This window comes from Novosphingobium sp., assembly GCF_036820275.1.
Classification (GTDB): domain Bacteria; phylum Pseudomonadota; class Alphaproteobacteria; order Sphingomonadales; family Sphingomonadaceae; genus Novosphingobium.
Map to the genome: position 1 here is coordinate 88,504 of NZ_DAISLT010000005.1, position 22,517 is coordinate 111,020.

Annotated in this window: 23 protein-coding genes and 1 pseudogene; 18 read left to right on the forward strand and 6 right to left on the reverse strand. The window is 64.9% G+C overall.

The window, feature by feature from the left end; translation table 11 throughout:
* Window positions 1–28: 28 nt before the first annotated feature.
* From V7066_RS05815 to V7066_RS05860, 10 genes and pseudogenes are all read left to right on the forward strand, one after another.
* Window positions 29–955: an ArdC family protein gene (locus tag V7066_RS05815; RefSeq protein WP_054435170.1), complete on the forward strand. Its 927-nt coding sequence runs from the start codon at window positions 29–31 to the stop codon at window positions 953–955.
* A 30-nt stretch (window positions 956–985) separates the two neighbouring features.
* Complete coding sequence (locus tag V7066_RS05820) at window positions 986–1,627, forward strand: DUF6927 domain-containing protein (RefSeq protein ID WP_334182235.1); 642 nt, start codon at window positions 986–988, stop codon at window positions 1,625–1,627.
* A gap of 60 nt (window positions 1,628–1,687) precedes the next feature.
* On the forward strand, window positions 1,688–2,194 hold the full coding sequence (locus tag V7066_RS05825; RefSeq protein ID WP_054435142.1) for a hypothetical protein: 507 nt from the start codon (window positions 1,688–1,690) through the stop codon (window positions 2,192–2,194).
* Between the two features lie 14 nt (window positions 2,195–2,208).
* Window positions 2,209–3,420, forward strand: a complete 1,212-nt coding sequence (locus V7066_RS05830) for a helicase HerA domain-containing protein (RefSeq protein ID WP_054435145.1) — start codon at window positions 2,209–2,211, stop codon at window positions 3,418–3,420.
* Window positions 3,417–4,703, forward strand: coding sequence for a hypothetical protein (locus V7066_RS05835; RefSeq protein WP_334182236.1), 1,287 nt, complete (start codon window positions 3,417–3,419; stop codon window positions 4,701–4,703). The genes V7066_RS05830 and V7066_RS05835 overlap by 4 nt, the downstream gene beginning before the upstream one ends.
* Window positions 4,700–4,957, forward strand: coding sequence for a hypothetical protein (locus V7066_RS05840; protein WP_054435148.1), 258 nt, complete (start codon window positions 4,700–4,702; stop codon window positions 4,955–4,957). The genes V7066_RS05835 and V7066_RS05840 overlap by 4 nt, the downstream gene beginning before the upstream one ends.
* A gap of 107 nt (window positions 4,958–5,064) precedes the next feature.
* The gene (locus V7066_RS05845; RefSeq protein ID WP_231635534.1) at window positions 5,065–5,448 is read left to right on the forward strand and encodes a hypothetical protein; all 384 of its coding nucleotides are present in this window, start codon (window positions 5,065–5,067) and stop codon (window positions 5,446–5,448) included.
* Between the two features lies 1 nt (window position 5,449).
* A pseudogene (locus V7066_RS05850) lies at window positions 5,450–6,376 on the forward strand (hypothetical protein).
* Window positions 6,377–6,456: 80 nt separating this feature from the next.
* Complete coding sequence (locus V7066_RS05855) at window positions 6,457–6,735, forward strand: helix-turn-helix domain-containing protein (protein ID WP_054435151.1); 279 nt, start codon at window positions 6,457–6,459, stop codon at window positions 6,733–6,735.
* A gap of 83 nt (window positions 6,736–6,818) precedes the next feature.
* Complete coding sequence (locus tag V7066_RS05860; protein ID WP_054435152.1) at window positions 6,819–7,013, forward strand: hypothetical protein; 195 nt, start codon at window positions 6,819–6,821, stop codon at window positions 7,011–7,013.
* Window positions 7,014–7,106: 93 nt separating this feature from the next.
* On the opposite strand, the gene V7066_RS05865 is transcribed toward V7066_RS05860, so the two are convergent.
* The 4 genes from V7066_RS05865 to V7066_RS05880 form a co-directional block, all read right to left on the reverse strand.
* Window positions 7,107–7,586: a hypothetical protein gene (locus V7066_RS05865; protein ID WP_132469991.1), complete on the reverse strand. Its 480-nt coding sequence runs from the start codon at window positions 7,584–7,586 to the stop codon at window positions 7,107–7,109.
* Complete coding sequence (locus V7066_RS05870; protein ID WP_132469993.1) at window positions 7,580–7,849, reverse strand: hypothetical protein; 270 nt, start codon at window positions 7,847–7,849, stop codon at window positions 7,580–7,582. The genes V7066_RS05865 and V7066_RS05870 overlap by 7 nt, the downstream gene beginning before the upstream one ends.
* A 20-nt stretch (window positions 7,850–7,869) precedes the next feature.
* Window positions 7,870–9,054, reverse strand: a complete 1,185-nt coding sequence (locus V7066_RS05875; protein WP_132469995.1) for a hypothetical protein — start codon at window positions 9,052–9,054, stop codon at window positions 7,870–7,872.
* Window positions 9,055–9,142: 88 nt separating this feature from the next.
* Entirely contained in the window at window positions 9,143–9,610 is a 468-nt protein-coding gene (locus V7066_RS05880; RefSeq protein ID WP_054435163.1) for a hypothetical protein, read from the reverse strand.
* Between the two features lie 334 nt (window positions 9,611–9,944).
* Between V7066_RS05880 and V7066_RS05885 the strand changes: the two genes are divergently transcribed.
* Window positions 9,945–10,610 (forward strand): hypothetical protein, encoded by a 666-nt coding sequence (locus tag V7066_RS05885; RefSeq protein ID WP_334182237.1) that lies wholly within the window; start codon window positions 9,945–9,947, stop codon window positions 10,608–10,610.
* Window positions 10,611–10,697: 87 nt separating this feature from the next.
* On the opposite strand, the gene V7066_RS05890 is transcribed toward V7066_RS05885, so the two are convergent.
* On the reverse strand, window positions 10,698–11,312 hold the full coding sequence (locus V7066_RS05890) for a hypothetical protein (RefSeq protein WP_054435167.1): 615 nt from the start codon (window positions 11,310–11,312) through the stop codon (window positions 10,698–10,700).
* Window positions 11,313–12,341: 1,029 nt separating this feature from the next.
* Between V7066_RS05890 and V7066_RS05895 the strand changes: the two genes are divergently transcribed.
* From V7066_RS05895 to V7066_RS05905, 3 genes are all read left to right on the forward strand, one after another.
* Window positions 12,342–12,788, forward strand: a complete 447-nt coding sequence (locus tag V7066_RS05895; protein WP_132470000.1) for a DUF736 domain-containing protein — start codon at window positions 12,342–12,344, stop codon at window positions 12,786–12,788.
* Window positions 12,789–12,860: 72 nt separating this feature from the next.
* Complete coding sequence (locus tag V7066_RS05900; RefSeq protein ID WP_132470002.1) at window positions 12,861–13,934, forward strand: DUF2493 domain-containing protein; 1,074 nt, start codon at window positions 12,861–12,863, stop codon at window positions 13,932–13,934.
* 371 nt (window positions 13,935–14,305) lie between these two features.
* Complete coding sequence (locus V7066_RS05905; RefSeq protein ID WP_054434481.1) at window positions 14,306–14,920, forward strand: hypothetical protein; 615 nt, start codon at window positions 14,306–14,308, stop codon at window positions 14,918–14,920.
* A gap of 187 nt (window positions 14,921–15,107) precedes the next feature.
* Here the strand turns inward: V7066_RS05905 and V7066_RS05910 are convergent, their stop codons facing one another.
* Window positions 15,108–15,344: a hypothetical protein gene (locus tag V7066_RS05910; RefSeq protein ID WP_054434479.1), complete on the reverse strand. Its 237-nt coding sequence runs from the start codon at window positions 15,342–15,344 to the stop codon at window positions 15,108–15,110.
* 541 nt (window positions 15,345–15,885) lie between these two features.
* Between V7066_RS05910 and V7066_RS05915 the strand changes: the two genes are divergently transcribed.
* The 4 genes from V7066_RS05915 to V7066_RS05930 all read left to right on the forward strand — a co-directional run bounded on the left by V7066_RS05915 (window position 15,886) and on the right by V7066_RS05930 (window position 22,473).
* Window positions 15,886–16,179 (forward strand): hypothetical protein, encoded by a 294-nt coding sequence (locus tag V7066_RS05915; RefSeq protein WP_054434477.1) that lies wholly within the window; start codon window positions 15,886–15,888, stop codon window positions 16,177–16,179.
* Window positions 16,166–18,511 (forward strand): type IV secretion system DNA-binding domain-containing protein, encoded by a 2,346-nt coding sequence (locus tag V7066_RS05920; protein ID WP_132470004.1) that lies wholly within the window; start codon window positions 16,166–16,168, stop codon window positions 18,509–18,511. The genes V7066_RS05915 and V7066_RS05920 overlap by 14 nt, the downstream gene beginning before the upstream one ends.
* A gap of 2 nt (window positions 18,512–18,513) precedes the next feature.
* A complete protein-coding gene (mobF, locus tag V7066_RS05925) occupies window positions 18,514–21,759 on the forward strand; it encodes a MobF family relaxase (RefSeq protein WP_132470006.1) in 3,246 nt (1,081 codons plus the stop codon).
* Window positions 21,760–21,933: 174 nt separating this feature from the next.
* Window positions 21,934–22,473, forward strand: coding sequence for a hypothetical protein (locus V7066_RS05930; protein WP_132470008.1), 540 nt, complete (start codon window positions 21,934–21,936; stop codon window positions 22,471–22,473).
* Window positions 22,474–22,517: the final 44 nt, after the last annotated feature.

Sequence of the window (22,517 nt, forward strand, 5' to 3'; positions counted from 1 at the left end):
GCCGCCAGCCAGCACCAGGATTTCAGCCATGACGTCCTTCCCGCAGTCTTCGCGCGACATTGCCCGCGAGGTCACCAAGATCATCATTTCGCGCCTCGAGGCAGGGACCGCGCCGTGGCGGCGCTGCTGGTCCCTGACTGGTGAAGGCGGACGTCCGCTGCGCCACGAAGGCACGCCCTATAGCGGCATCAATTGCCTCTGGCTCTGGTCGATCGCCGATATGCGCGGCTACCGCAGCCGCTACTGGATGACCGCACGCCAGGCCGCGGAACTGGGCGGCCATGTCCGGCGGGATGCCCGCCCGACGATGTCGATCTACGCGTCGACCTTCCGCAAGGCCGGGCAGCCGAACCTTCTCGGCGAGACGGCAGTCCGCTTCATCCGCTTCCTGCGCCACTACGTGATCTACAATGCCGAGGAGATCGAGGGCCTCCCGCGCTACTTCTATCCGCGCGACATTGCGCCGACGCCGGCGTTGCTTTCCGAACGGCAGGAGGCGATCGATGCCTTCTTCGCGCCGATCCCCGCCGAAATCCGTCATGGCGGCGACGAGGCCTATTTCCACCCGCTGCGCGACTATGTGCAGCTTCCAAGTCCCGGCAGCTTTCGCAGCGGTGACGGCTATGCCTCGGTAAAAGCGCACGAGCTGGCGCATTGGAGCGGCGGCAGGGCCCGGCTCGACCGGACGTTCGGCAAGCGGTTTGGCGATGCGGCTTACTGCGTCGAGGAACTTGTCGCCGAATGCACCAGCGCGGCGATCTGCGCCGAACTGGGCCTGCCGAGCGAGCTTCACGACAGCCACGCGAGCTACATTGGCGAGTGGCTTGAGGTGCTGCGCACGGACCACACAGCGATCTTCACCGCCGCCGCCAAGGCCGAGCAGGCCTTCCACTTTCTGCGCGCTTTCAGCCAGCCCGGTCCCCCGCCGGGCAAGGGCGCCGAGCGCGTGCACTGATCTTGCCCCAACAGACAGGGAGACATCGCCATGGGCTGGCTCTTCATGCACCATTGTCACATGGGCGGGCACAAGACCGCCAAGGCCTACCTCGATGCCCAGTTCACCTATTCGCATATCGGCGAGGATGGTTCTGTTCGCGGACTGCGCGTGCTCGCATCGGCCTGCCCCGGCAACCGAGTCTGGTACGCGGCCGCACAAGTTCTCGAAAATGATGTGCCGGGCGAAGTCTTCGCCATCGTCTGTCTCGTGCGCTGGGACCCGCGCAGTACCGACGGGCACCAGTTCGGCTACAAGGACATGACCGAAACCATGGGCCCCTATGAGGACGGCTGTCCGGCGAGGATCCTCGACATGCTGACGCCGACCACCAACGCGCATGCGCACGACTGGCGCCGCCGTTGCCGGGCCAATCTGCAGCGCCGATCGCGCAAGATCGTCGATGGTATGCGTATCAAGCTCGCGCGCGCGCTGAGTTTCACCGACGGCCACCATGGCGACACGTTTATCGTCGTGAAGCGCGGGGCGATGATCACCTTTCGCCCCGAGGGCGGGCGCGGCCACTACCGCATCCGGCGCTTTCGCGAGCTCGATTGGTCGGTCGTTCCAGAAACCCGAGTGCATCGCACCATCTTCGCCGCGGCGCCCGGGCCGGGCTCCTCGCAGCCATGACGATCGAGATCGTCGTCGGATTGCCCCACTTGATCGAATTCCCTGAAGGAAGTGTGTCCCATGCCGGATTCGTCGCCCAGTCCCGGGTTGCCGCTCGCGCCTTTGCTGCTTGCACGCTACCGCATCGATGTTGCCGAGCGGTGGCTCACCAAGCCACGTCCGCCTTTCGATCCTCCCGACCATGAGATCGAATATTACGACATCGCCGTCGCCCTCGAGCTGGCGCTCAAGGCCTGGCTCGCGCTCAACGGGCATAGCGACGAGTGGCTGCGCCGGCATGTCGGCCATGATCTCGCCAAGGCGCGGACCTTGTGCGCGGCATTCGGCCTCCAACTACCCCCGGTGATCGGGCCGGTCCTGCTGCTGATCCACCCCTTCTACATGGAGGGCGGTTTCCGCCGCCCGAACAAGATCGAATGGCCAGAAGCTCACTTGCGCAATGTGCGTCTGCCGCTGCGGGTGTTCTTCGGTTTCATCGAGGCCGGGATCGCTCGCGCCGAGGCCGAGCAGGCAAGCGCTGAACACCACTCCCAGCAATCATCGCCAGCGAGAAAGGACCCGCGATGAGTAATCTTGCCGTTATGCCCTCTGTGAGCTCGCAGCCACCGACCGTGTCGCCGCGCAATGCCGTGCCGATCGGTCGCCACATGCATGGGCTGCTCGAACTCGATCTCGACAAGGTCCTTGCCGGCCGCATGCTGCTCCAGGGCGGCTCGGGCGCGGGCAAGAGCCGGACCATGCGCCGGATCGTCGAGGAGGCCTTCGATTACGTCCAGACCATGATCGTCGATCCCGAAGGAGAGTTCGGCAATCTTGCCGAGCACATCGGAGCCACCACGCTCAAGGCCGGCGAGATCGCCGCCGATGGTCTCACCGCCGCAGCCATGCGCGCGCGGCATCACCGCATCGCACTCCATCTCGATCTTACCGACCTCGATCCCGAGCAGCGCATCGTCAAGGCCTCGGCCTTCTTCGCCGGGCTCATCAGTGCGCCGCGCGAGGACTGGAAGCACACCGTGCTGGTCGCCATCGACGAGGGCCATCTCCTCGCGCCGCACCTGGCGGGTTCCGCACGCGATGCCGAGACGCGCCGCCTCGGGGTCGCGACGCTCACCGATTTGTGTGCCCGCGGCCGCAAGCGCGGGATCGCGCCGATCATCGCCACGCAGCGCCTTGCCAAGCTCTCGAGTTCGGTCGTCTCCGAGCTTCAGAACTTCCTCATCGGCGTCAACGTTTTCGACCGGGATATCGCCCGCGCCGCCGACATTCTCGGCTTCACGCGTAGCGAGGCCGAGAAGCTGCGCATGCTTCAGCCCGGCGACTTCTATGCGCTCGGCCCGGCGCTCTCGTGCACCCCGGTGCTCGGGCATATCGACGAGACCATCACCGCGCATCTCGGCGCGACGCCTGAGTTGCACGCCGCCGCGGATCTCGACCGTGCGGAAGCCGAGCGTCTGCTTGATCTTGGCGCCCTGCGCGAAGCACACGTGCCGCGCGACGAGGTGTTGAAGCTGCGAGGTACGCGCGCGCTCGATGCTTTCTTGCTCGACGAGGCGGCGCCAGTGGCGAGCGCGATATGCCTTGCGCTCAAGACCATTTCGCCCAATGCGACGACGAGCGAGGAACTGGCGCGTCACCTTGCGGCGACCACTGAGGCCGTGGACCAGGCGCTCGATGTGCTCGCAGCGCTCGGCGCTATCGATACGATGCCGCGCGGGCAGGGCCGTATGGCTCGGCTCCATGCGCGATTGCGCGCGAAACTGAGCGATGTGCCGGTCGCGCTGCTGTCATGATCGGTGACAGTAAGCCCATTCTAGTCGAGCTGGTTTCTTGCCCGTCGCTGCCCAGGCCGGGCGGCCAGCTCGGTGAAATGCCGTTTCGGGCCGATGCCTGGACCCCGACCGAAATCCGCCAGCTGCGGCAGCTGTTCGCCGACGATCTACCGATCGGCGAAATCGCCAAGGCCCTGGGGCGGGGAAGGGGCGGCGTCGCCGACCGGATCTGCCTGCTCGGCCTGCGCCGGCACAGCTTCCGGTCCTGGACCTCGATCGAGGACGAGGATCTGGTCCGGCGCTACGGGCAGGATGCGACCGCGACAATCGCGGCGGAACTCGGCCGGACCTGCGCAGCCGTCTATGCCCGCGCGGCCTTGCTCGATCTTTCCGAAGGCAATGCGCCGGACTGGACGCCCTGGGAAGATGCTCAGTTGCGGGCCGGGTTTGTCGCCGGCATATCCACCGCGCAGATCGCGACGATCGTGGGGCGTACGCATTCGGGACTGGTCAGCCGCGCGTCCAAACTCGGCCTTAGGCATCCGAACTTCTCGCCGGGTTGGTCGAACGCCGAGATCGAGCGGGTGCTTGCCCTGGCCGAGGCCGGACATCGTTATGCAGCGATCGGGCAAATGCTCTGCGCTGAAGGCTTTGTGGCACGGACCAAGTCGGGCGTTCGGGGCCTCATGAACCGGCTCGGGGCAGGCAAAGGCTGGGGGCGTTTTTGGAGCGATGAGGAAGACGCGCTGCTGATCCGCGCCTACCAGACCAATGCCAGTCTGACGCCGCTGCGGCAGCGCCTCGGTCGTAGCGGCAGTTCGATCCGCTGGCGCGCCGACTATCTTGGTCTCCGGGGCACGCATGGCCGGACCAGTGGCTGGCGCGGCGGCCCGGACTGGACGGAGGCCGACGTTGCCCGGCTGCGCGAAGGCTACGGGAAGGTGCCCACGGCCGAGCTCGCGCGGGCCATGGGGCGCAGCAAGGCCTCGATCTTCACGCGCGCCAATCTTCTCGGCCTGGTACACGGCTTCCATCGGCCTTGGAGCGATGAGGAATGCGCCGCGCTCGAAATCGCCTTTGCGCGGGGCATCGCCATGGCCGATCTCGCTGCGGCGCTTGGGCGCAAGCAGGCGGCGGTTCACAAATACGCGGCAAATCGCGGCTTCAGATTCGGACGCCGGGCCAAGGCCGTGTTCGTCATGAGCGTCGCGGACATTCTGAAACTTGGCCGGCAAACTGGAGAGGAGGGGGAGGAGAGGAGTGACGGCATGAACAGTGCGCCGGAACAGGAGACTTCCCGATGACCCATCCGCTGCAAACCCCGATCCCGAATGGCGACAACGACGGCACCAAGCTCCTCCTGTGGCCCGACGGCACATGGTGCTGGCACGAGGATTACCGCCCCTGCGACTACACCCATGTGTCCGACGAATTCGAAGTCATCGACTTGTCGGGCATGCCGGCAGTGAAACGCACGGCGGGCAATTTCCCGGACGTCTTCACGGATGCGGGCGAGCACATGGGCGGCTCGCGCCCCGTTCGATCCGCGGAGGCCTGAGCCATGGCCAATCGCGTTTCCGCGTCAATAGAGATCGGCGGTAGCGTTAGCCCCGAGGATTTTGCGGCGCTCGCCGGGATCATTGCGGGCGACGGCCTTTCCCTCGAATGGACGGCGAGCCGTTCGAGCCCCAAGATCACGTTTGGGGCCAATCACTCAGGCTCGTTGCGCACGAAGTCGCGTGGGGCCGCTTCGAAGCGCTCGAAGCACGGTGCCGCGATCTCGGCCTGGCCTATGTTCGCTGGTACGGCGGCTACTGCTCGGATTGGGGGGCCGGGCGCGTCGTCTTCACAGGGGAGGGCGTGCCTAGCGGTTACACTGCGGACGAGGAAGATACGGTCATGATGAGCCGCGATCTGCTGCAAAAGCTGGGATCTCTCGAAGCGGCATTGGCCTGGTTCGCTGCAGCAGATTTCGCAGTGCCGCCGCTCGTGGTCACCGATGGTACCGGCGATGCAAGGCAGACTGCATTCCCGCCCGAGGACGCGTGAGATGGCCACGCTTACTGCAGCACAACAGCCGGATCATCCGCCAGCCCCGACCGTCCTCGCCTACGGCGTGGGCGTCGACAGCACCGGCCTGCTGGTCGAACTGGCCAGTCGCGGGGAGCCGCCCGACCTGGTGCTGACCGCCGACACCGGCGTCGAGAAACCCCTGACTTATGCCTATCTGGACGTCATCGGGCCGTGGATGGCGGCGCGAGGGATCCGTCACGAGATCGTGCGCTACGAGCCCAGGCGCTTCAAGCACTGGCCGCCCTACCACTCGTTGCTCGAGATGGCGCTCACCAATGGGACGCTCCCGAGCAAGAGCCTGGGTGGCAGCAGTTGCTCGCTCAAGTACACGAAGGCGCCGCAAGACGCCTTCCTCAAGACTTGGCAGCCGGCAATCGATGCCTGGGCGCGCGGGCAAAAGGTCGTGCGGCTGATCGGTTTCGATGCGGGCCCCCGCGACACGATCCGCCATGCCCACGCGGCGAAGATCGAGGATCCGCTCTACAACTATCGCCATCCGCTGCGCGACTGGGGCTGGGACCGCGAGGCCTGCGCGCGCCGTATCGAGGCCGAAGGGCTACCCGTACCGCCCAAGTCGAGTTGCTGGTTCTGTATCGGCATGACTCCGCAGGAGGTCCGCGATCTGCCCGCATGGTGCCTGCGCCTACTCGTCCTGGTCGAGGCGCGGGCGGCGCCCCGCCTCCACATCGTCGAAGGGTTGTAGCGCAAGACCACCCGTGCCCGGCCCGGCCGAATGACCGATTTCATCAGGCACGAACGGCTTCTGCCCGCCGGAGAGATCGACCGGATCGCGCGCGATGCGCCGCTCGATCTGATCCGCTTCCAGGACGTCGCTGCGACCATCCCGCTCGAGGAACGCCCGACGATGCGGGACTGGCTCGACCGGTTCAATGCTGGCCTGTGATTCCAGCTTGTCCGGCGGCGAATATTCACCGTTGGCCGCGTGATGAGGCCGAGAGAGGACGACCATGACCTTTTGCCACGGTGCAGCAGCGCCTGGCGCGCAAGCTGCTGATGTATCACGATCGCATCGGCCACGACGAAATGCCGCTGACCCATGAGAACATGTCGGTCATTCTCGGGGTACGACGCGCCAGCATCACCCACGCGATCCACAATCTCGAATCCGAGGGCTGGATCAAGGCGCAGCGGGGTCTGGTCATCATCCGTGATCGCGAAGGGCTCATGCGCTATTGCGGGCCGTTCTACGGCGTTGCCGAGGCGCGCTACGAGGAAATCATGAAGCAGCCCGACAATCGCTGAGGAGCGGGGCCCAGGAGCGTTGAAGCCCCGCTACCGCCGTTTGGCGCGCCCGGCCACCCCAGGTCAGTCAAAGGAATTGCGCCATGACTTTGCCGAACTTCTCCCCTCGGCGGCAGCGGCTCGCCTCGTTCGAGAACGCCTATGCCGTGGCCGTCCAGCTGCGCGAGGCGACCGGCGCCGAGCAGTTCGTCGTGCGCACCGGCAACCCGCTCCAGCCCTTTCGCGTCTCGCCGCGGCGACCCGGCCGCGCCGAGACAATCCTGGCGCTGGTCGCCTGATCGTTCAGTGCTGGGGCGGGGGTGACCTCGTGCTCCATCGCGGCCGCCGACGGGCCCTGCATCGCTGGCACGCCGGTTGGCACCGCGGTTCGTTCAGGGGGCATGGAAGCAGTCGGACAACTGCCTAAGGCGAACCGGGCCGGGAGCATGTGTGAAATCGCCCGGCGTGTTTCCGAGATCCGCGACCAGATCCGGGAAGTTCTCTTCCGTGAACCAGCCCTGGTCGCGTCCGATCCGAATGGCCCAGCAATCCGCGTCCGCTTCGTTTCCACGCGTGACCAGATGGCCGCATTCATGGGCAAAAATGAACAGTTGCACAGCGGTTGGCCGCTCCGCCAACCGCGTTGGGTTGATGACCAACATGGTTCCGGCGGGCGTTATCGTCGCCATTCCGACGTCGGGCAGCGCGTAGTCGAGAAAGATGGGATGCGGTCCGCACTGCGCGAGGTTGCCCTCGATCAGATAGGGCGACGGCGCGGGCAGGGGCTGGGCCAAACTCGTTCCCGGAGCGGACGTGACCGCAATTGCAGCGATCATGGCGGCGGCCGATGCGTGCCTGATCCGTCTCAACATGCTTCGCATCCGACGTGATCCGGCGCCGAGCCTCCGGCGGAACAGAAATACTCGACCCTGGCACCGCCATTCGCGCACGTCCCGCAGGCGTAATAGACGACCGTGCATGCCCCACCTGCTTCGAGCACCCGGCGCAAGGCGGGGTCTATCGCGTGAGGCTCCTCCAAAAAGCGCTGGATCTCGGTTCCGGCCAGCAGTGAGCCCGCGCAACCCGCGGCCCTCGCCGCCTCAAGATCGACATGCAGCGTTGCCAGTTTGGTCATTCGTTCCCCCCGTCGGTATTTCAGTTGGTGATCATGAAAAAGCGCGTTCGCCAGCTTACGGCGTTCCAGTTATGGAAGCCGTCGCTGGCCCAGGTGGTGTTCGGCGCGATGGTGACGCTGCCAGTGCCCCACAGCCGCTCGCCCGAGGCATCGAACATGTAGACTTCGTATCCCATGGTGGTGGGGACGCTGCCGCTGTTCGCGAACCCGAAACGATAGGAATGCCCGCCGTCGGTCGTCGATTGCGAAAATGTCGCGGGTATCGGTTGCGGCAGGGGGCCGGGTGAGGGCTGGGGCGGGAGCGGCACCGGCGGGGCGGCAGGAATGAGGCAGCCATTCTTGCGGCGCGCCGCATCGGACCAATACTCGGGCACCATCGTCACAAGCACGTTGGTGAGCCGGAAGTGCGCGCTTTCCTGGTTGAACAGACTGCCTTTCCCGCGCGCGTCGAGCGTCATTGTCAGCGTTCTGAAGCGCCGCGTCTTGCCCGGCCCGTCCTGCAGGTAGGCCGAGGCTTCAGTGAGGAAGCGATTGTCGCCGCGATCTTTCGAAATACTGTAGATCACCCGGCAGATCTGCGATCCCTCCGGCGCGGTGACGACTTCCTTCGAGAGGCACTTGTCGTTCCAGCTCGCCTTGCACCACCATTCACCCCAGCCTGCGAGGCCTTGGGTCTGCGAGTACGTGTCCACCAGTCCATCGCGGGCCAGCGTGCAGTGCTCGACGATCAAGGCTTGGCGATGCTGTTCCGGCGCTATGCCCAATCCTTCCGCCTGAAACCCCGCGTCGCGGCGCGTCGGCTCGGGAAGCGCATTCCACCAGGCGTCCTTGCCTGCTTCGGTCTCGCACTGTTTCGCTGCCACGGTGTCGGGCGCGATTAGAAAATGTACCTCTTGCGCCTCGGCCAAACGCGGCATCAAAACGCCGAGCACAGTCAGGCATAGTAGCCAACGGATCATGATTGCCCCCCCGGGAATGGCGCAAACTGACCCGATTGCGGCCGAAGCACAAGAGGAGATCGGCAGAAGATCGCGATGCTTGATGCGCGCTCTGGTGTCGGCCATCCCGGGGCATCCAACCCATGGAGCCGCGCACCCGGTCCTGCCCCAATCGGCCAGCGCCATGGTAGCGCCGCAACCGGCGCATAAATTCGTTGTCGACGGGCCTGCGATGCGTTTCAACACGTGCGCTATCGGCAAAGCCATCGACAGCCCCATCGACCACGCAGGGCGGCCGGGTTTGTCCGTAAGGCCGGCCGAGCCGAAACGATCCTCGCGCTGGTGGCCTGATCGCTCAGCGCTTTGCGTGCGTCACCTCGCGCAGCATCTCGGCGGCCGACTTGCCTTCCACCAGATCGCGCTCGGGGATGTACTGGAGCGGCAGGCTTTCCTCGCGCAGGACTTTCGCCATGCGGCCGCGCTGAAGGGCGAGGCCGCGGAGCCATGCAAGATCGACCATGGCCTCGCCGATCGCCTTTTCGCTGAGCAGGTGCCAGAGCCGCATCTGGAACGGGTTCTTCTCGGTCAGGATCTCCTCCAGCGCCAGGAAGCCCTCGCCGTGCCGACGTTTGCTTCTGGCGTCGGCCTCGAGCGCGACAAAGGCCTCAACCATTTCGCCGGTCGCGAAATAGGCGGTGTCGACGCCCTCGCCGATCATCGCGCCCGCCAGCACACGGCGGGTCACCGAGAGTTCGGGATTGTCGAGCGCATCCATCAAGGGCAGGTCGTAATCATACCCGTCCATCGCATCTTTCACGTTCATCCTGAAACTCCTGCAGACAAGGGCGAGTAAGGCCCGGCACGGTCGCGCGGCGCCCTGCGAAGACGTCGATCCGTCCTGCGGCTTATATCCCATTGCTCCAGGCTGGTTCCATACGGGCAGTCCCTTGATCAGCGCATTGAGTGCCGACGAATGGGGTTGCTCTGGCCTTGGTGCGCCCGCGTGCGCGCTGCGGTGCGGCTCCTGCGATAATAGAGCTTGGGAGGCCCCGAGCCTTGTCCCGATCGCCTATAGTGAACCGAGCGAAGATGTGATCGGTGCCGCGCCGCAGCGCGGTTGTCCGGGACCTGGCGGTCCCCGCGCTCGGGAGGTGCCCTTGTCGATTACCCCTGTTCCCCCCGTCGTCCCTGTCACCGCCCCGCTGGCGATCGACAGCGAAGCCGGCTCGTCTCATTCATCGGCGCGCGAGGCGCTGCCTGACGACGCGGCGCCTGCCGATGGAACGTTCCCGGCCGCCGTGCCTGAGGCCAAGTCCACGGGGTATGGCAGCCTGCTCCTGCCATCGACAGGAACCAGTCTGCTGAAGCTGATGGCCGAAGAGGCCGTTCCCGATAGCCATGCAGCGGCGCTGACGCCGCGCCAGTGGCTCGCCCGTTATATGGCGCTCTCGATCGCCAGCCCGCAGGCGCCGCCGCAGATCGGCGACGCGAACTATTATTCGCTGGCCGACCTCGACCTGATCAAGGGCACCACCGGATACAATTTCGTGGTTCTGGATGGCGCCACCGCGGTCGTCGACGACGAAGGGCACCCGGCGCCCGGAGCCATCGGCCAGCAGGTCCAGGCGCTCGCCGCGAAAGTCTCGGGCGACCGCGCGGCAGGGCTGTTCAGCGGCGAAGTCTCGCCCGAGTACCTGCACGGCGTGTTCGCCGAGTTCGCCGATGCCGAGCAGCCGTTCCCCGAGGGCTGGCTCGATAACGCGCTTGGCTATTGGCACGACCACCACGCTTCGGGCGCCATCCACGCAAATCTGCTGGCCTAGCCGGAGAGCCTGGTTGTTGCTTTGGGGGCGAAGGCGGTGCGTCTGGCTGTGCCTGCCTTCCGCGCAAGCCGCGCGTCAGCGCCTGCGCTAGACGCTGTCTTCCGGCTGTTCCTCGTCCGGTGATTCCGTAGCCGGCCTTTGCGCGCGCGCCTGCGTTTGGGCATCGGGCGCCTCGGGATTCGGCCTGTCTGCTTCCAGTGTGTCCTTTCGGGGTGTGTCCTCCGGGGGTGTGTCTTCTTCGGGCGTTGCTTCAGCGGCTATCTCCACTTCGGGCGGCGCGGCGAAGTTCGGCAGGTAGGTGAGGCCCGCCAAGGCGAACACCGAAAGGGTGAAACCATTGAGTTGGACGCTCATGGATCCGGGCACCGAAAACATGATCATGCAGAGCATGACCTCCAGCAGGGCCAGGAAGTAGATCTTGATGGGCACGAGCAGCAGCAGCCCGCAAGTCCATTTGAACACCCTGAACCCGGTCCGTTTGCTGTAGCGAAGAGCCACGAGTGCCGAGAGGACGGCAACGGCAAATGCCACCGGGATGACCCAGGTCATGATCGCCTGGTGCTGCCGGTTGAATTCTCCATAACTGGCGTAGAGCGCCTTGGCCCAGGCCAGGCGATAGTGACCCCGCAGCGCCGGATCGTGCGGGCCGGCAAGCGGGGCAAACTTCAGCAGGACCACGGTAACCAGAAAGGTGCCGAACATGATCCCGCGCAGAAAGTCCGGCCATGGTTCGGCCGTTTGAGGTTGGACGTGTCGAGCATGGCGGTTTCGCGCTTTCCTCCAGATATGAACGGCCTGGGCGGTACGACGGTGGTGGACCGGCAAAGCGCGGGGCGATCGCCCGCAATATGGAATTCGCGCAGGCTTGCTCGAGCCATGCGCGGTACGGCTGCTCTCAGGGCTTTCCAGCGTCATAGAGGCGACCCGGTTTGCCGAGGGTCCCTGCCGATGAAGCCGGCGGTGTCCAGGCGATCTCAGGCGTTTGGCCCGGACGCTTAGGGGCACTGGGGGTGGCCACTTGGGGGGACATTTGGGGCATCCCGCCGGCGGCGGGACCGGGCTCTAGTCGCCTGCGGCTCCCGGAGCTCCGCTATGCGGATCTCCGCCCTTCGGGTGACGATCCCTTGCCCGGGTGTGGCTTTGCCCGGCGCGATGGCGCTCGGGAAAGGTTGAAGGGCTGTGATCGAGCCTTGGGGCCGGCTGCGGCGCTGCGACAGTCAGCCTTCGGCTAAGGAATCATGCGCAGGGGCGCATGATGGTGTCTTTTGGGCCAGTGATTTCACCGCACCCTGCGCCGCCTCCCAGTATCCCTGCGTGGCAGACCCGTCCGCCGGGGTCGGCGCTTGCAGCGCCTCAACAGAAATAACGGTTTCCACCCTCCGGGCGGACCCTCCGCGATTTCTGTTGCCCCCGCCGGCCGCGCCCGCCCCTTGCGACCCTGCGAGGACGGCTCCGTGTGCGATGAAATCAGGCCAGAGCTGCGCCCAACAACACAGTCAGAAGAAGAATTGCCCGCATGGGCGGGCAATACGTCCTTTGTATTTCTGTATGCGGCCCCTGGTCGGGGCCTTTAGTTTGCTCGGACTCACCGTGTACGATGAAATACTGTCAAGAAATCAATGATATTTAGTATTTAGAGGAAAGAGGGTAGAATTATTGTGTCGGAAGGGAAGGGGAGAGGCCCCGGACCAAAGACTAGGGGAGAATCCCCCATTAATTGGAGTAACGCTCATGAACATCGGTACTTTCAAGGTCATCAATGGTCAGCTGCTTGGTTCGATCGCAACCGTCTCGATCGACTTGCCACGTCTCGGCATGCGTCCGGTCGAGAGCGACAACGACAAGGCCCCGGCTTACGAAATCGTGGCGCTCAATGTGGCGCGGCGATGGGTGCAGGTGGGGGCCTTGTGGGAAGCCACCAGCAACTCGACCGGCGAGGTGTTCTATCAAGGCCGTCTCGAAGACCCCAGCCTTACCGAACCGCTCCAGATCATGCTCTTCGGCGACAACGAAGAGGGCTACCGGGTGGTCTGGAACCGCCAGACGCCCCGGCGCGAAAACATGGACGGTTCGCGCCAGACCCGGCGTCGCCAGCGGGACGACGGTTTCGGTGAAGGCAACGCCACCGAAGACGGCCGCATCGCCGAGGACCTGAACGACGAAATCCCCGCGTTCTAAGCCCGGACGGGAAGGGAGAGGGCTGGACCCCCTCTCCCGACCCTGCTCGCAACCACTGCCAAGGATTGCACCATGACCAAGGAAACGAATAACCGCAGGTTTAACGATTTCGCAGCGCTCGGTGAAGCCCTCGGAATGACCCCCGAGGAGTACCGCGCAGCTAGCCGCGAGGAAGCAGTTGCCGAGGCGATCCGCGAGGATACCGCCAGCGATGCGTTCCACCTCGCCTTCGACGACGTGAACGCGCTTTCGATCCTCGATCCGCGCGGCGAGCGCGAGGAACTGGAGATGCCCGGGCCCGAGGAGGCGCAGCACGATTGCCGCGCCATCGTCATGACCGTGTTCGACCTCTTCCGTGATACGCGGCTCGAACCCTGCGCGCAGGGCATCGCATGGGGCATCGTCAATTCGTTCCACTACGAAGCCGAGAAGGTGGCGCGTGAGGAAGACACCCTTTCCCGCGAGCTTGGCGAGATGGCGCGCGATCCCGACGGCAGCGAGATTTACAGCGCCGAACTCGAAGACCTGCAACTGCGCGCGCAGACCAAAATGGAACAGCGCGCAGCGCTCGAATGCATGCGCGATTATGCGGCCGAATGCTACCGGGCACAGACCGGCCATCCATGGAGCGCTGCGCGCGGCTCGAAAGTGTCGAGCGCGACCACGGCGAGCCAGATCGCCGCTGCCGATTTCCTCAAAGCCCGCGCCACCGCGCTACGCGAAAAGCGCAATCCAACCGGGCCGCTTGTGGTGTTTTCCGGCGGGCAGGAGTGGCACGATTTCCAGCCGCTTTACGACCGGCTCGACCAGATCAAGGCGCGCATTCCCACGATGACGCTGTGCACCACCGGCCAGCGCAAGGGATGCGATGCCATCGCCGCCGCATGGGCTGCGCGCAATGGTGTCCCGCTTGTCACGTTCGCCCCGCAGGCCCGGCACGGGCGCGCCGCCGGGTTCAAGCGCAATGACCAGCTTGTGAGCCTGCGTCCTGTCGAAGCGGTGATCTGTCAGGGTTCGGGTATTCAGAGCCACCTGCTCGATGCCCTCAAGGACGCGAACGTGCCCGTCCATGCCTACCGCTACGATGCGCAGGCGCCCCACGCTGCCGAAGCCAAGCGGCAGGGTCGCGGGCTGGGGCTGGGGTGACATAGCGGGGCGGCGAGCAGCGGCCGCCCCACGGTTTCCTTGGCAGGAGCATGGGGTCAGCGGCGGGGCATTCCCCCGGCGCTGGCCCTTTGTCGTTGGCGTCTGCGTCTATGGGGGGAACCCTACGGTTCCCCCCATGCCAGGTCGCCGCGCGCACCGCCGCCATCCTCGCCCCCGCCGGGGCTCGCTGGCGGCGGTGCGCACGGCGACCCTCCCCCTTCCGGTAACGTGCTGCCGCAGGCGAGCCGAAGGGCTCCGCGCGGGCCGGGACCGGCGCGCGCAATGGCCCCCGATCCGCCCCCCGATCCGCTGGGCGGATCGGACAGGAGGAGAGGGGGAAGGGGAGCGGCAGTCCAACGAAGGAGGTTCAGATGACCGTGTCATTCCGCATCGTCGATGACGCCGCCGCAGGCGCTTCAGCGCCCACTCCCCATACGCCGCCCCCAGCGGCTGCCGTCAGCCAGCAATCGGTCGATGCCCTGCGCGAAATCCTCGCCGCGCACGGCGCGCGCCACGGCACCCAGATGATCGTTTTCGACCGCAGCGATCTCGCGCATCTCGTCTACGACTTCGACGCGCGCGCCTGCCTGCTTTCGATCTCGACCATCGCCGCCTGTTTCGATCAGGATACCGCCGTGATCGCGGTGGTCGAGGAGGCCCAGTTCCAGAACCGCTGCCTGCGCATTTGGAAGCATCGCGCGAGCGGGGCGATCCACCTCGCTCTCTCGAGCCATCCCGATTCCAAGCCCGCGCCCGAAGAGGCCAAGCTGGTGCGCGAAATCGAGGCCATGGAGGCACGGGTCCGCCAGACCGAGCGCATCCACGCGCGCAGCGAGGACTACCTTGCGCGGATCGACTGGGCGGCGATGACCAAGGACGATTACGAGACCGCCGCCAGCCATCACCATGAACTCGGATGGACGCTGCACGACCTCGACCACGGTATCGAGGAAGCCTCGCGCGAGCTCTGGGCCTATTGCTACTGACCCGTATCCATCAGCGCCCGCCAAATGCAGGGGGAGCCGAAGCCTCGCGGCCTTCGGCTCCCCTTTTTTGCTGCCTGCCGCCGAGACGGCTGCGCCGCGATCTGCCGACTGGGCGCACAGCGCCGGATTGAAAATGGCCGCGCGGTAAAGGCTCTACCGCGCGGCCCTGGTTGTAGATCGAGCCCCTTTATGAAGCGGCCCGGACTCCCTCCAGGAGCCGCTTCTCCACCTCGTCTACGCCCAGTCTCTTCACTGCCGCCATGATCCGCTCCAGTCGGTCCAGCGGGACCTTGAGCAGCCCCGCCTTTTCGACCGAACCGATTGCCGTCTCGCGCACTCTCGCCTGATGCGCCTGGCGGCGCTCGACGAGCTTGCGTTCCTCGGCTTCGATCGCGGCCATTTCTGCGTCCAGTGACTTTGCCATTGCTTGTACCTTTGGTCAGGCTGATCGGGCTCTGAACGCGCTCAGCTTAACGCGCATCTTCGCTTCCGCAAATACGGCGCGGGCCGTACTTTCGGATCTACTGCCATCGCCGAGGTTTCACCATGGAATTCCCTGCTGTTCTCGCTCGCCGAATTTACCGCGGCCGCGGGCCTGTTCCGCTTGGCAGCGGCTCCAGCCCCGCCGGAACTAGTTGCCCGGCCCGGCGTCGACCGAACGCCCAGACGCGCCGCATGACCACGGGTGAGACAAAAGCTTCCTAAGCACACCCTACGCAACGGTGTTGCAGGATTTTAGCGTCAAATCATGGTATTAGACGGAAATTGGATGTGATCCCATCCGATCCCAAATGTGATCCCAACCGGATCGCGCCAGAAAACACCAGTAAAGCAGCGGTTTTCGTGGGATCGGTTGGGATCGCTATACTGAAGAACCGGCACTTCCCGTATTGCTTGCCCTCAGAATAACCGGTATGTCATCGGGGCTTTCCTCGAGCCTGCCAGCCTCCTTTTTGGAGGCCAGTATGAATAAACCGATTATCCAGCGAAGCGTCCGGTTCGAGGCTGACCAGATCGCTAGGCTCGATGCCATCGCCGCCGATCAGAAGCGCTCGTTTGCCGATCTGCTGCGCCTCGTCATCGTCGAATATCTGGAGGGGCATCGCGCCCAGTCGGACAGCCAGCTGCGGCTTGCCCGCGTGACCGAATATGCGCAGGCCGCGCTCGACACGATCATCCTCGAACAGCACCCAGAACACCGCGAGAAAATCGTCGCGGAAACCGCCCGCCGGATGGAGCGATACCATGCCGCGCGCTGACATCCGTAGTGATGGGCGGCCGGTCCATGTGAAGCACCATTCCGCGCGCGGCGAGGTGCCGCGCAACTCGGGCAATTTCACGCGCGGCAGCCAGCTTCTCAACACCCAGGTGCTGATGTGGCTGCAGGGCGCCAAGATGCCTGCGGTCATGTGGCTGGCGATCTTCGTGCTGGCCTATTCGGCGATCCTATCGCTGACGCTGAGCGAGAACAATTTCCAGCTGATCTGCATGCGGATCCTCTCTGCGCTCTGGGACTGGTGCGCGCTCGATGCCTTCAAGCGCGTGAACCTGCATCTGCCCGACAATTCGGTGCGCAGCACGTTCATGGGCTACGTGCCCTATGTGCCCGAGGTCATGGCGGCCTGGAACAAGGCGGTGCGCGGCGTCATCGGATCGTTCCTGATCGCCTCGTTCCTCACCGTGCCGGCCTCTATCTGGTATGTCGATTTTTCGCGCCGGCGCGGCAAGTCGATCATGGAGGAGCGCCACGAGCGCGGGGCCATGCTGGTGACGCGCGAAGTGCTCTACCAGGAGATCGTCCAGCACAACCATGCGGCCTTCGAGAAGGAAGCGCGCGACCTTTTCCCGGACCGTTCGCCGGAGGACGTGCTGGCGATGCCGTTCGGGGCGCGCAAGGCGGCGGGGATTCATCATGCCTACACGCTCGCCGGCATTCCCTATCCGCACCGGCTCGAGCAGTCGCACACGATGTTGCTGGGCACCACCGGCACCGGCAAGACCACGGTCCTGCGCCGGCATCTGACACAGATGCGCGAGCGGCAGGACAGCGCGGTTGTGTTCGATCTGACCGGCGCATACGTCGAGGCGTTCTACGATCCCGCGCGCGACACGATCCTCAATCCGATGGATGCGCGCTGCCCGGCCTGGACGATCTTCAATGACTGCGCGAGCTACAGCGAATTCACGGCGGCGGCGGCCGCGCTGATCCCGTCGGATGGCGGCTCGTCCGAACCGTTCTGGGCGCTCGCGGCGCGCACCCTCTTCATCGAGATGTGCATGAAGCTCATCGAGAAGGGGCAGACCTCCAATCGCGCGCTCGCGGACAACCTGATGACCGCCGACCTCAAGCAGGTCCACCGCCACCTGCAGAAGACCATCGCCGACCCGCTGACCGCGCCCGAGGCGGCACGCATGGCGGAATCGATCCGCGCGGTCTTCAACACCAATGCCCAGGCGCTGCGCTTTCTCCCCGACGAGGGCAAGGCGTACTCGATCAAGGCCTGGATCACCGGCGAGAAGCAGCCCGGCTCGATCCTCTTCATCACCTGCAACTACGTCGACCTCGAGATGAACAAGGCGCTGCTGACGCTCTGGTCGAACCTTGCCATCCATTCGCTCATGACGATGGCGCACACGCGTAGCTTACGCACCTGGTTCATGTTCGATGAGCTCGGCGCGCTGCACCGGCTTCCCGCCATCGAGAGCGGCCTGCAGACCGCACGCAATTTCGGCGGGGCCATGATCCTCGGGCTCCACTCCTTCGACAAACTCGTGCAGGTCTACGGGGAGGAAAATGCCCGCAACTTGTCCTCGCTGGCGCGCACCAAGCTGATGCTGGCCGCCGCCGATCTCGACACCGCCGAGCAGTGCGCGCGCTATATCGGCAACCGCGAAATCCGGCAGATGGATGAGGGGTACAGCTATGGCTACAACAACACCCGCGACGCCTCGACGCTGACGCCGCGCAAGCAAATCGAGCCGCTGGTCATTCCCGACGACATCATGAACCTGCCCTCGATGCACGGCTTCGTGAAATTCGCCGAAGGGTTTCCGGCGGCGCGCATCCGACTCGAGTGGACGCACTATCCCAAAGTCGCCGAGGGTTTCGTGAAGCGCGTGCTGCCGGTGGCAGGCGATCCTGAAGGGCAGGGACGCGGAAGTGGGGGGCGAGGCAAGGGCGGGGATGATGGCGGGCGCGGCGAAAGCCTTGCGCCCAGCGACGAGGAGATCGCCGCGCGCGATCTGGTCTTGGCGCAGGCGGCGAGCATCCTTGAGCAACCGACCGAAGCGCAGGACCGGGACGGGCGCGATCCCAATGCGCGCGAGGCGTTCGAGCGAATGGATCCGAGCGCTCCGCATGGCGCCGCCGGTCGGCGCGATGACGAGCACCGCGAGGAGCGTGAGCGACCCGTCGATCGCATCGATGTCGGCCAGATCCGGGCGGAGGAGCGGGGCAGGGGGGATCGGCACGATCCGGCCATTTTGCACCAGGCCCATCCCCAGCCCTGGGAGGAAGATCTCGGCGTGCGCGAGGCCCGCGACGGGTTCGGTCTCGAGGGCGAGGATGCCGATCTCGGCATCGGTGACTGACGATGCTGTCGATCGCCTCGGTTCGCTCCGCCGGCGGCGCGGCGCAGTATTTCACGAAAGACGATTTCGTGAGCGGGGAATACTACACCGACGCGCACGCCGGCGATGTCAGCCAGTGGGGCGGGGAGGGCATCAAGGGTACCCCGCTCGAGAGTGCCGGCGCCGTCGCCCGCGATACCTTCGAAAGCGTGCTCAAGGGCGTGGCGCCGGACGGCGAGCGGCTCGATGCCAAGGACAATCGCCGGCCCGGGTACGACCTTACCTTTTCGGCGCCGAAGTCGGTCTCGCTCATGGCCTATATCGCCGGCGACAAGCGGATCCTCGGACCCGAGGGCGCACACCTCAAGGCTGTGCAGCAGACCATGGCCTGGGTCGAGAAGAACCTTGCCGAAGGGCGCAAGACGGTGGATGGCAAGACCTCGCCGGTCAGCACCGGCAACCTCGTCTATGCGCTGTTCCAGCACGACACGAGCCGGGCGCTCGATCCCCAGGCGCATATCCATGCGATCGTCGCCAACATGACGCGCATGCCCGACGGCAAATGGCAGGCGCTCCACGCGGACAAGCTGTGGTCGAACAACACGGTGATCGGCTCGATCTACCATGCCTACCTGCGCGCCGAGATGGAGAAGCTGGGCTACAAGGTCGAGCTTCAGGGCAAGCACGGGACCTTCGAGATCACCGGGGTGCCCAAGGCGGTGATCGAGGCTTTCAGCCAGCGGCGCGAGCAGATCCTGCTGAAAGCCGAGCAGCTCGGGATCGTCTCGGCCAAGGGGCGCGACGGCGTGACCGTCAATACCCGCGATCCCAAGCTCAATGTCGAAGGCCGCGAGGGGCTGCTGAAGGACTGGAGCGACAAGGCAGCCGCGCTCGGGTTCGACGGCAAGGATGTGCTGGCAGCAGCGCTACGTGATGCGGAGGCGCCACAGGCGGATTCCGCGTTCGGGCGCGGCTACCAGGCGATGGTCGAGGTGGTGAAAAGCGCGCGCGAGTTCTTAGCAGGATTGCTGCGCTCGCCCGACCCGTTGGTGGACAAGGGAATTGCCCGCATCGCCCAGTCGGCGCCTGAGGCCCGCGCGCAGATCGCGGTGGCCTCAGCCATCCGCCACCTCGGTCAGCGCGAGGCGGCCTTCGACATCAACAAGGTTGCCAAGACCGCGCTCGATTTTGGCCTGCAGGGCGTCACGATCGGGCAAATCGAGGCGCGGGTCGATCGTCTCGTGGCGCGCGGCGATCTTGTCAGCGGGCATATCCGGGAGCGGGGCGTGAAAGTGCCGGCGGTGACCACGCCGGAGGCCTTGGCGACCGAGCAGAAGATCCTCGATTATATCGCGGGCAGTAATGGTAAGGCCGTGGGGATGGTCGTGCCGGCCGAGGCTCCGGACCGGCTACAGGCGGTCTCGCCCCATCAGCTCAACGAGGGTCAGCTGGCGGCCGCGACGATGATCGTGTCAGGGGCGGACCGATACGTAGTCGTTCAGGGCGTGGCCGGCGCGGGCAAGTCCACGATGCTGCAGGCAGTGTCGGGCGTTGCCGGCGAGGAGGGGCGCAAGGTCCTGGGGCTCGCCTTCCAGAACAAGATGGTCGCCGACATGCGTGAGGGCATGGTTCCGCGGGAAATGACCGTCGAGGATATGAGGGCGGCCGGGATCGAGGCCCAGACGATTGCCGCCTTCATCTGGCAGAACCAGCAGCACCTTGCCGATCCGCAGAGCCCGATGGCGCTGGCGCGGCGTGACGAACTCAAGGACACGACGATCGTCGTGGACGAGACTTCGATGGTCTCCAGCGACGATATGCTGAAGCTGCTGACGATTGCCGAGGCAATGGGCATCGACAAGGTCGCGATGGTCGGGGACCGCCAGCAGCTTTCCTCGATCAATGCCGGCAAGGCCTTCGCCATGGTCCAGGCTGGCGGCGCCTTCATGGCGCGTATGGACCAGAACATCCGGCAGCGCACCGATCAGCTGCGGACTGTTGCTGCGCTCGCGAATGTCGGACGTGCAACCCAGGCGCTCAAGGTGCTCGGCGACAAGGTTATCGAAAGCGGCGAGCCGGCTGAGCAGGCGGCGCAGCTTTGGCTTGCGCTGCCGGAGGCGGAAAGGGCGGTGACAGCGGTCTTCGCCTCGGGTCGCGAGACGCGTGCTACCGTCAATGCCGAGATCCAGGCTGGGCTTGCCGCCGATGGATCGCTGAAGGGCGATGGGCTCGCGGTCACGGTCTACGACCGGGTCAGCAAGACCTGCGAGGAGCTGCGCTACGCGCAGAACTATACGGCGGGGCAGGCGCTGCATGTCACGGGCAGGGTGCCAGAGATCGGGCTTGGGCGCGGCGTCTATGCCGTCAGCCATGTTTTCGCGAATGGCAAAGTCGAAGTTCAGTCGGCCAGCGGGCGGCGCATTCGCTTCGATCCGCAGCAAATCGATCCGAACGTGACGCGAGAGCGCCTGGAGCTCAGCAAACTCGAAAGCCTCAGGATGTACGAGGGCGACCAGATCCGCTGGACAGCCAACGACAAGGAGCGGGGTCTTTTCAATTCCGCACTCGCTCGTGTGGTGGCGATCGACGAGAAGGGGGTGACGGTCGAAACCGCGACGAAGGAGCAGGTCACGCTAGAGCGCGGTGATCCGATGCTTTCTCGGTTGGATCTTGCCTACTCGCTTAACATGCACATGGCTCAGGGTGTCACCGCCGACAAGGCGATCACCGTGATGCTGAGCTACGAGCGTAATCTCTCGAACCAGCGGCTTTTCAATGTCGGGGTGACGCGCGTGCGCGACGACATCACCATCGTCGTGGACGACCGGCAGAAGCTGGAGCGGCAACTCGATCGCAATGCCGGCGACAAGACCTCGGCGCTCGAGACGACCGGTCAGATCGATATTGACGGGCCCGAGGCGAAGGAGGCCGCGGCCGATGCGGCGCTCACGGCTGCGCTGGGCAAAATCGAGTTGGACGGCGGATCGTCAGCAGAGGGCGCTGAAATGGACGGAGGCGATCTGTTGGATCTCCCGCCCATGGGAACGTCGGAGATCGATTATTCCAAGTACGATGCCGATGGTAAGCCGTTGATGGGGCTGAGCGCGTTGCCAGAGGCGAGCCAGAGCGACGATCGAGGCCAGCTTGAAGGTGATGGGCTTGGCGTCGTGCCGCTCGATGTTGATGATCTGCGCGGTCTTCCGCCTATCGCGGGTAGCGAACCGCAACTGCCGGGGCTTCCTGAAAAGAACCTTGGGCTTGATCTGTGAGGTGCGCGCAATCTTCCAATGCGGAATGATTATGCTGGCCGGCTCATGGTGAGGTGGCAGCTATGGCACTTTACCCGTCGCGCAAAATCGCTGGTAAAGTGCCATAGCTGTAAAATCTTGAAGCAAGGGAGATAGGGGATTCACCTCGGGATTCGGGTGCGGTAGATTCGTGACATGTTCCATCAGCCCGATCTGTTCGAACCGCGCGCCGTTCCCGCGCCCGTTCCCATCAAACGGATGGACATGCCTACGCTCGTCGCGCGGATCATGGAGGTGTCACCTCGCCCGCGTTACACCTTGCTTGTCCTCAATTTGCTGGCACGGGCGGCCAACCCCAAGGGAGTGGCTGGCCCTTACATCATCGACGAGGAACAGGCGGTTCCCGTTCGGGACTGGCTGGGGAAAGCGATGATCCCGATGGCGCAGCGCCATCATCGCAGGCAGGCCATTCGTCAGAAGTTGCTCGATGAAATGAAGCGCGAGGACACTATGCCGGCCGATCCGGCAGATTTGGACGATGTGCTGGACGCCCAGATGCAGGACCGATTGCAGCAGTCAGCTCGGTGCAGCGTCAGCCGTGCGGTTTCTGATCTGGTTAGGGCAGGTTTGGTTCACCGACATTATCAAGGGTATCGGGTTGACCATGACAACCGAGGTGCGCGACGCGAGGCGGTTTATACACTCGTCCCAGAGGTGCGCGCTATTCTCAGTTAGTGAATGTAGGACATGAATTTATACGGTGGCCGAATGTCACATTG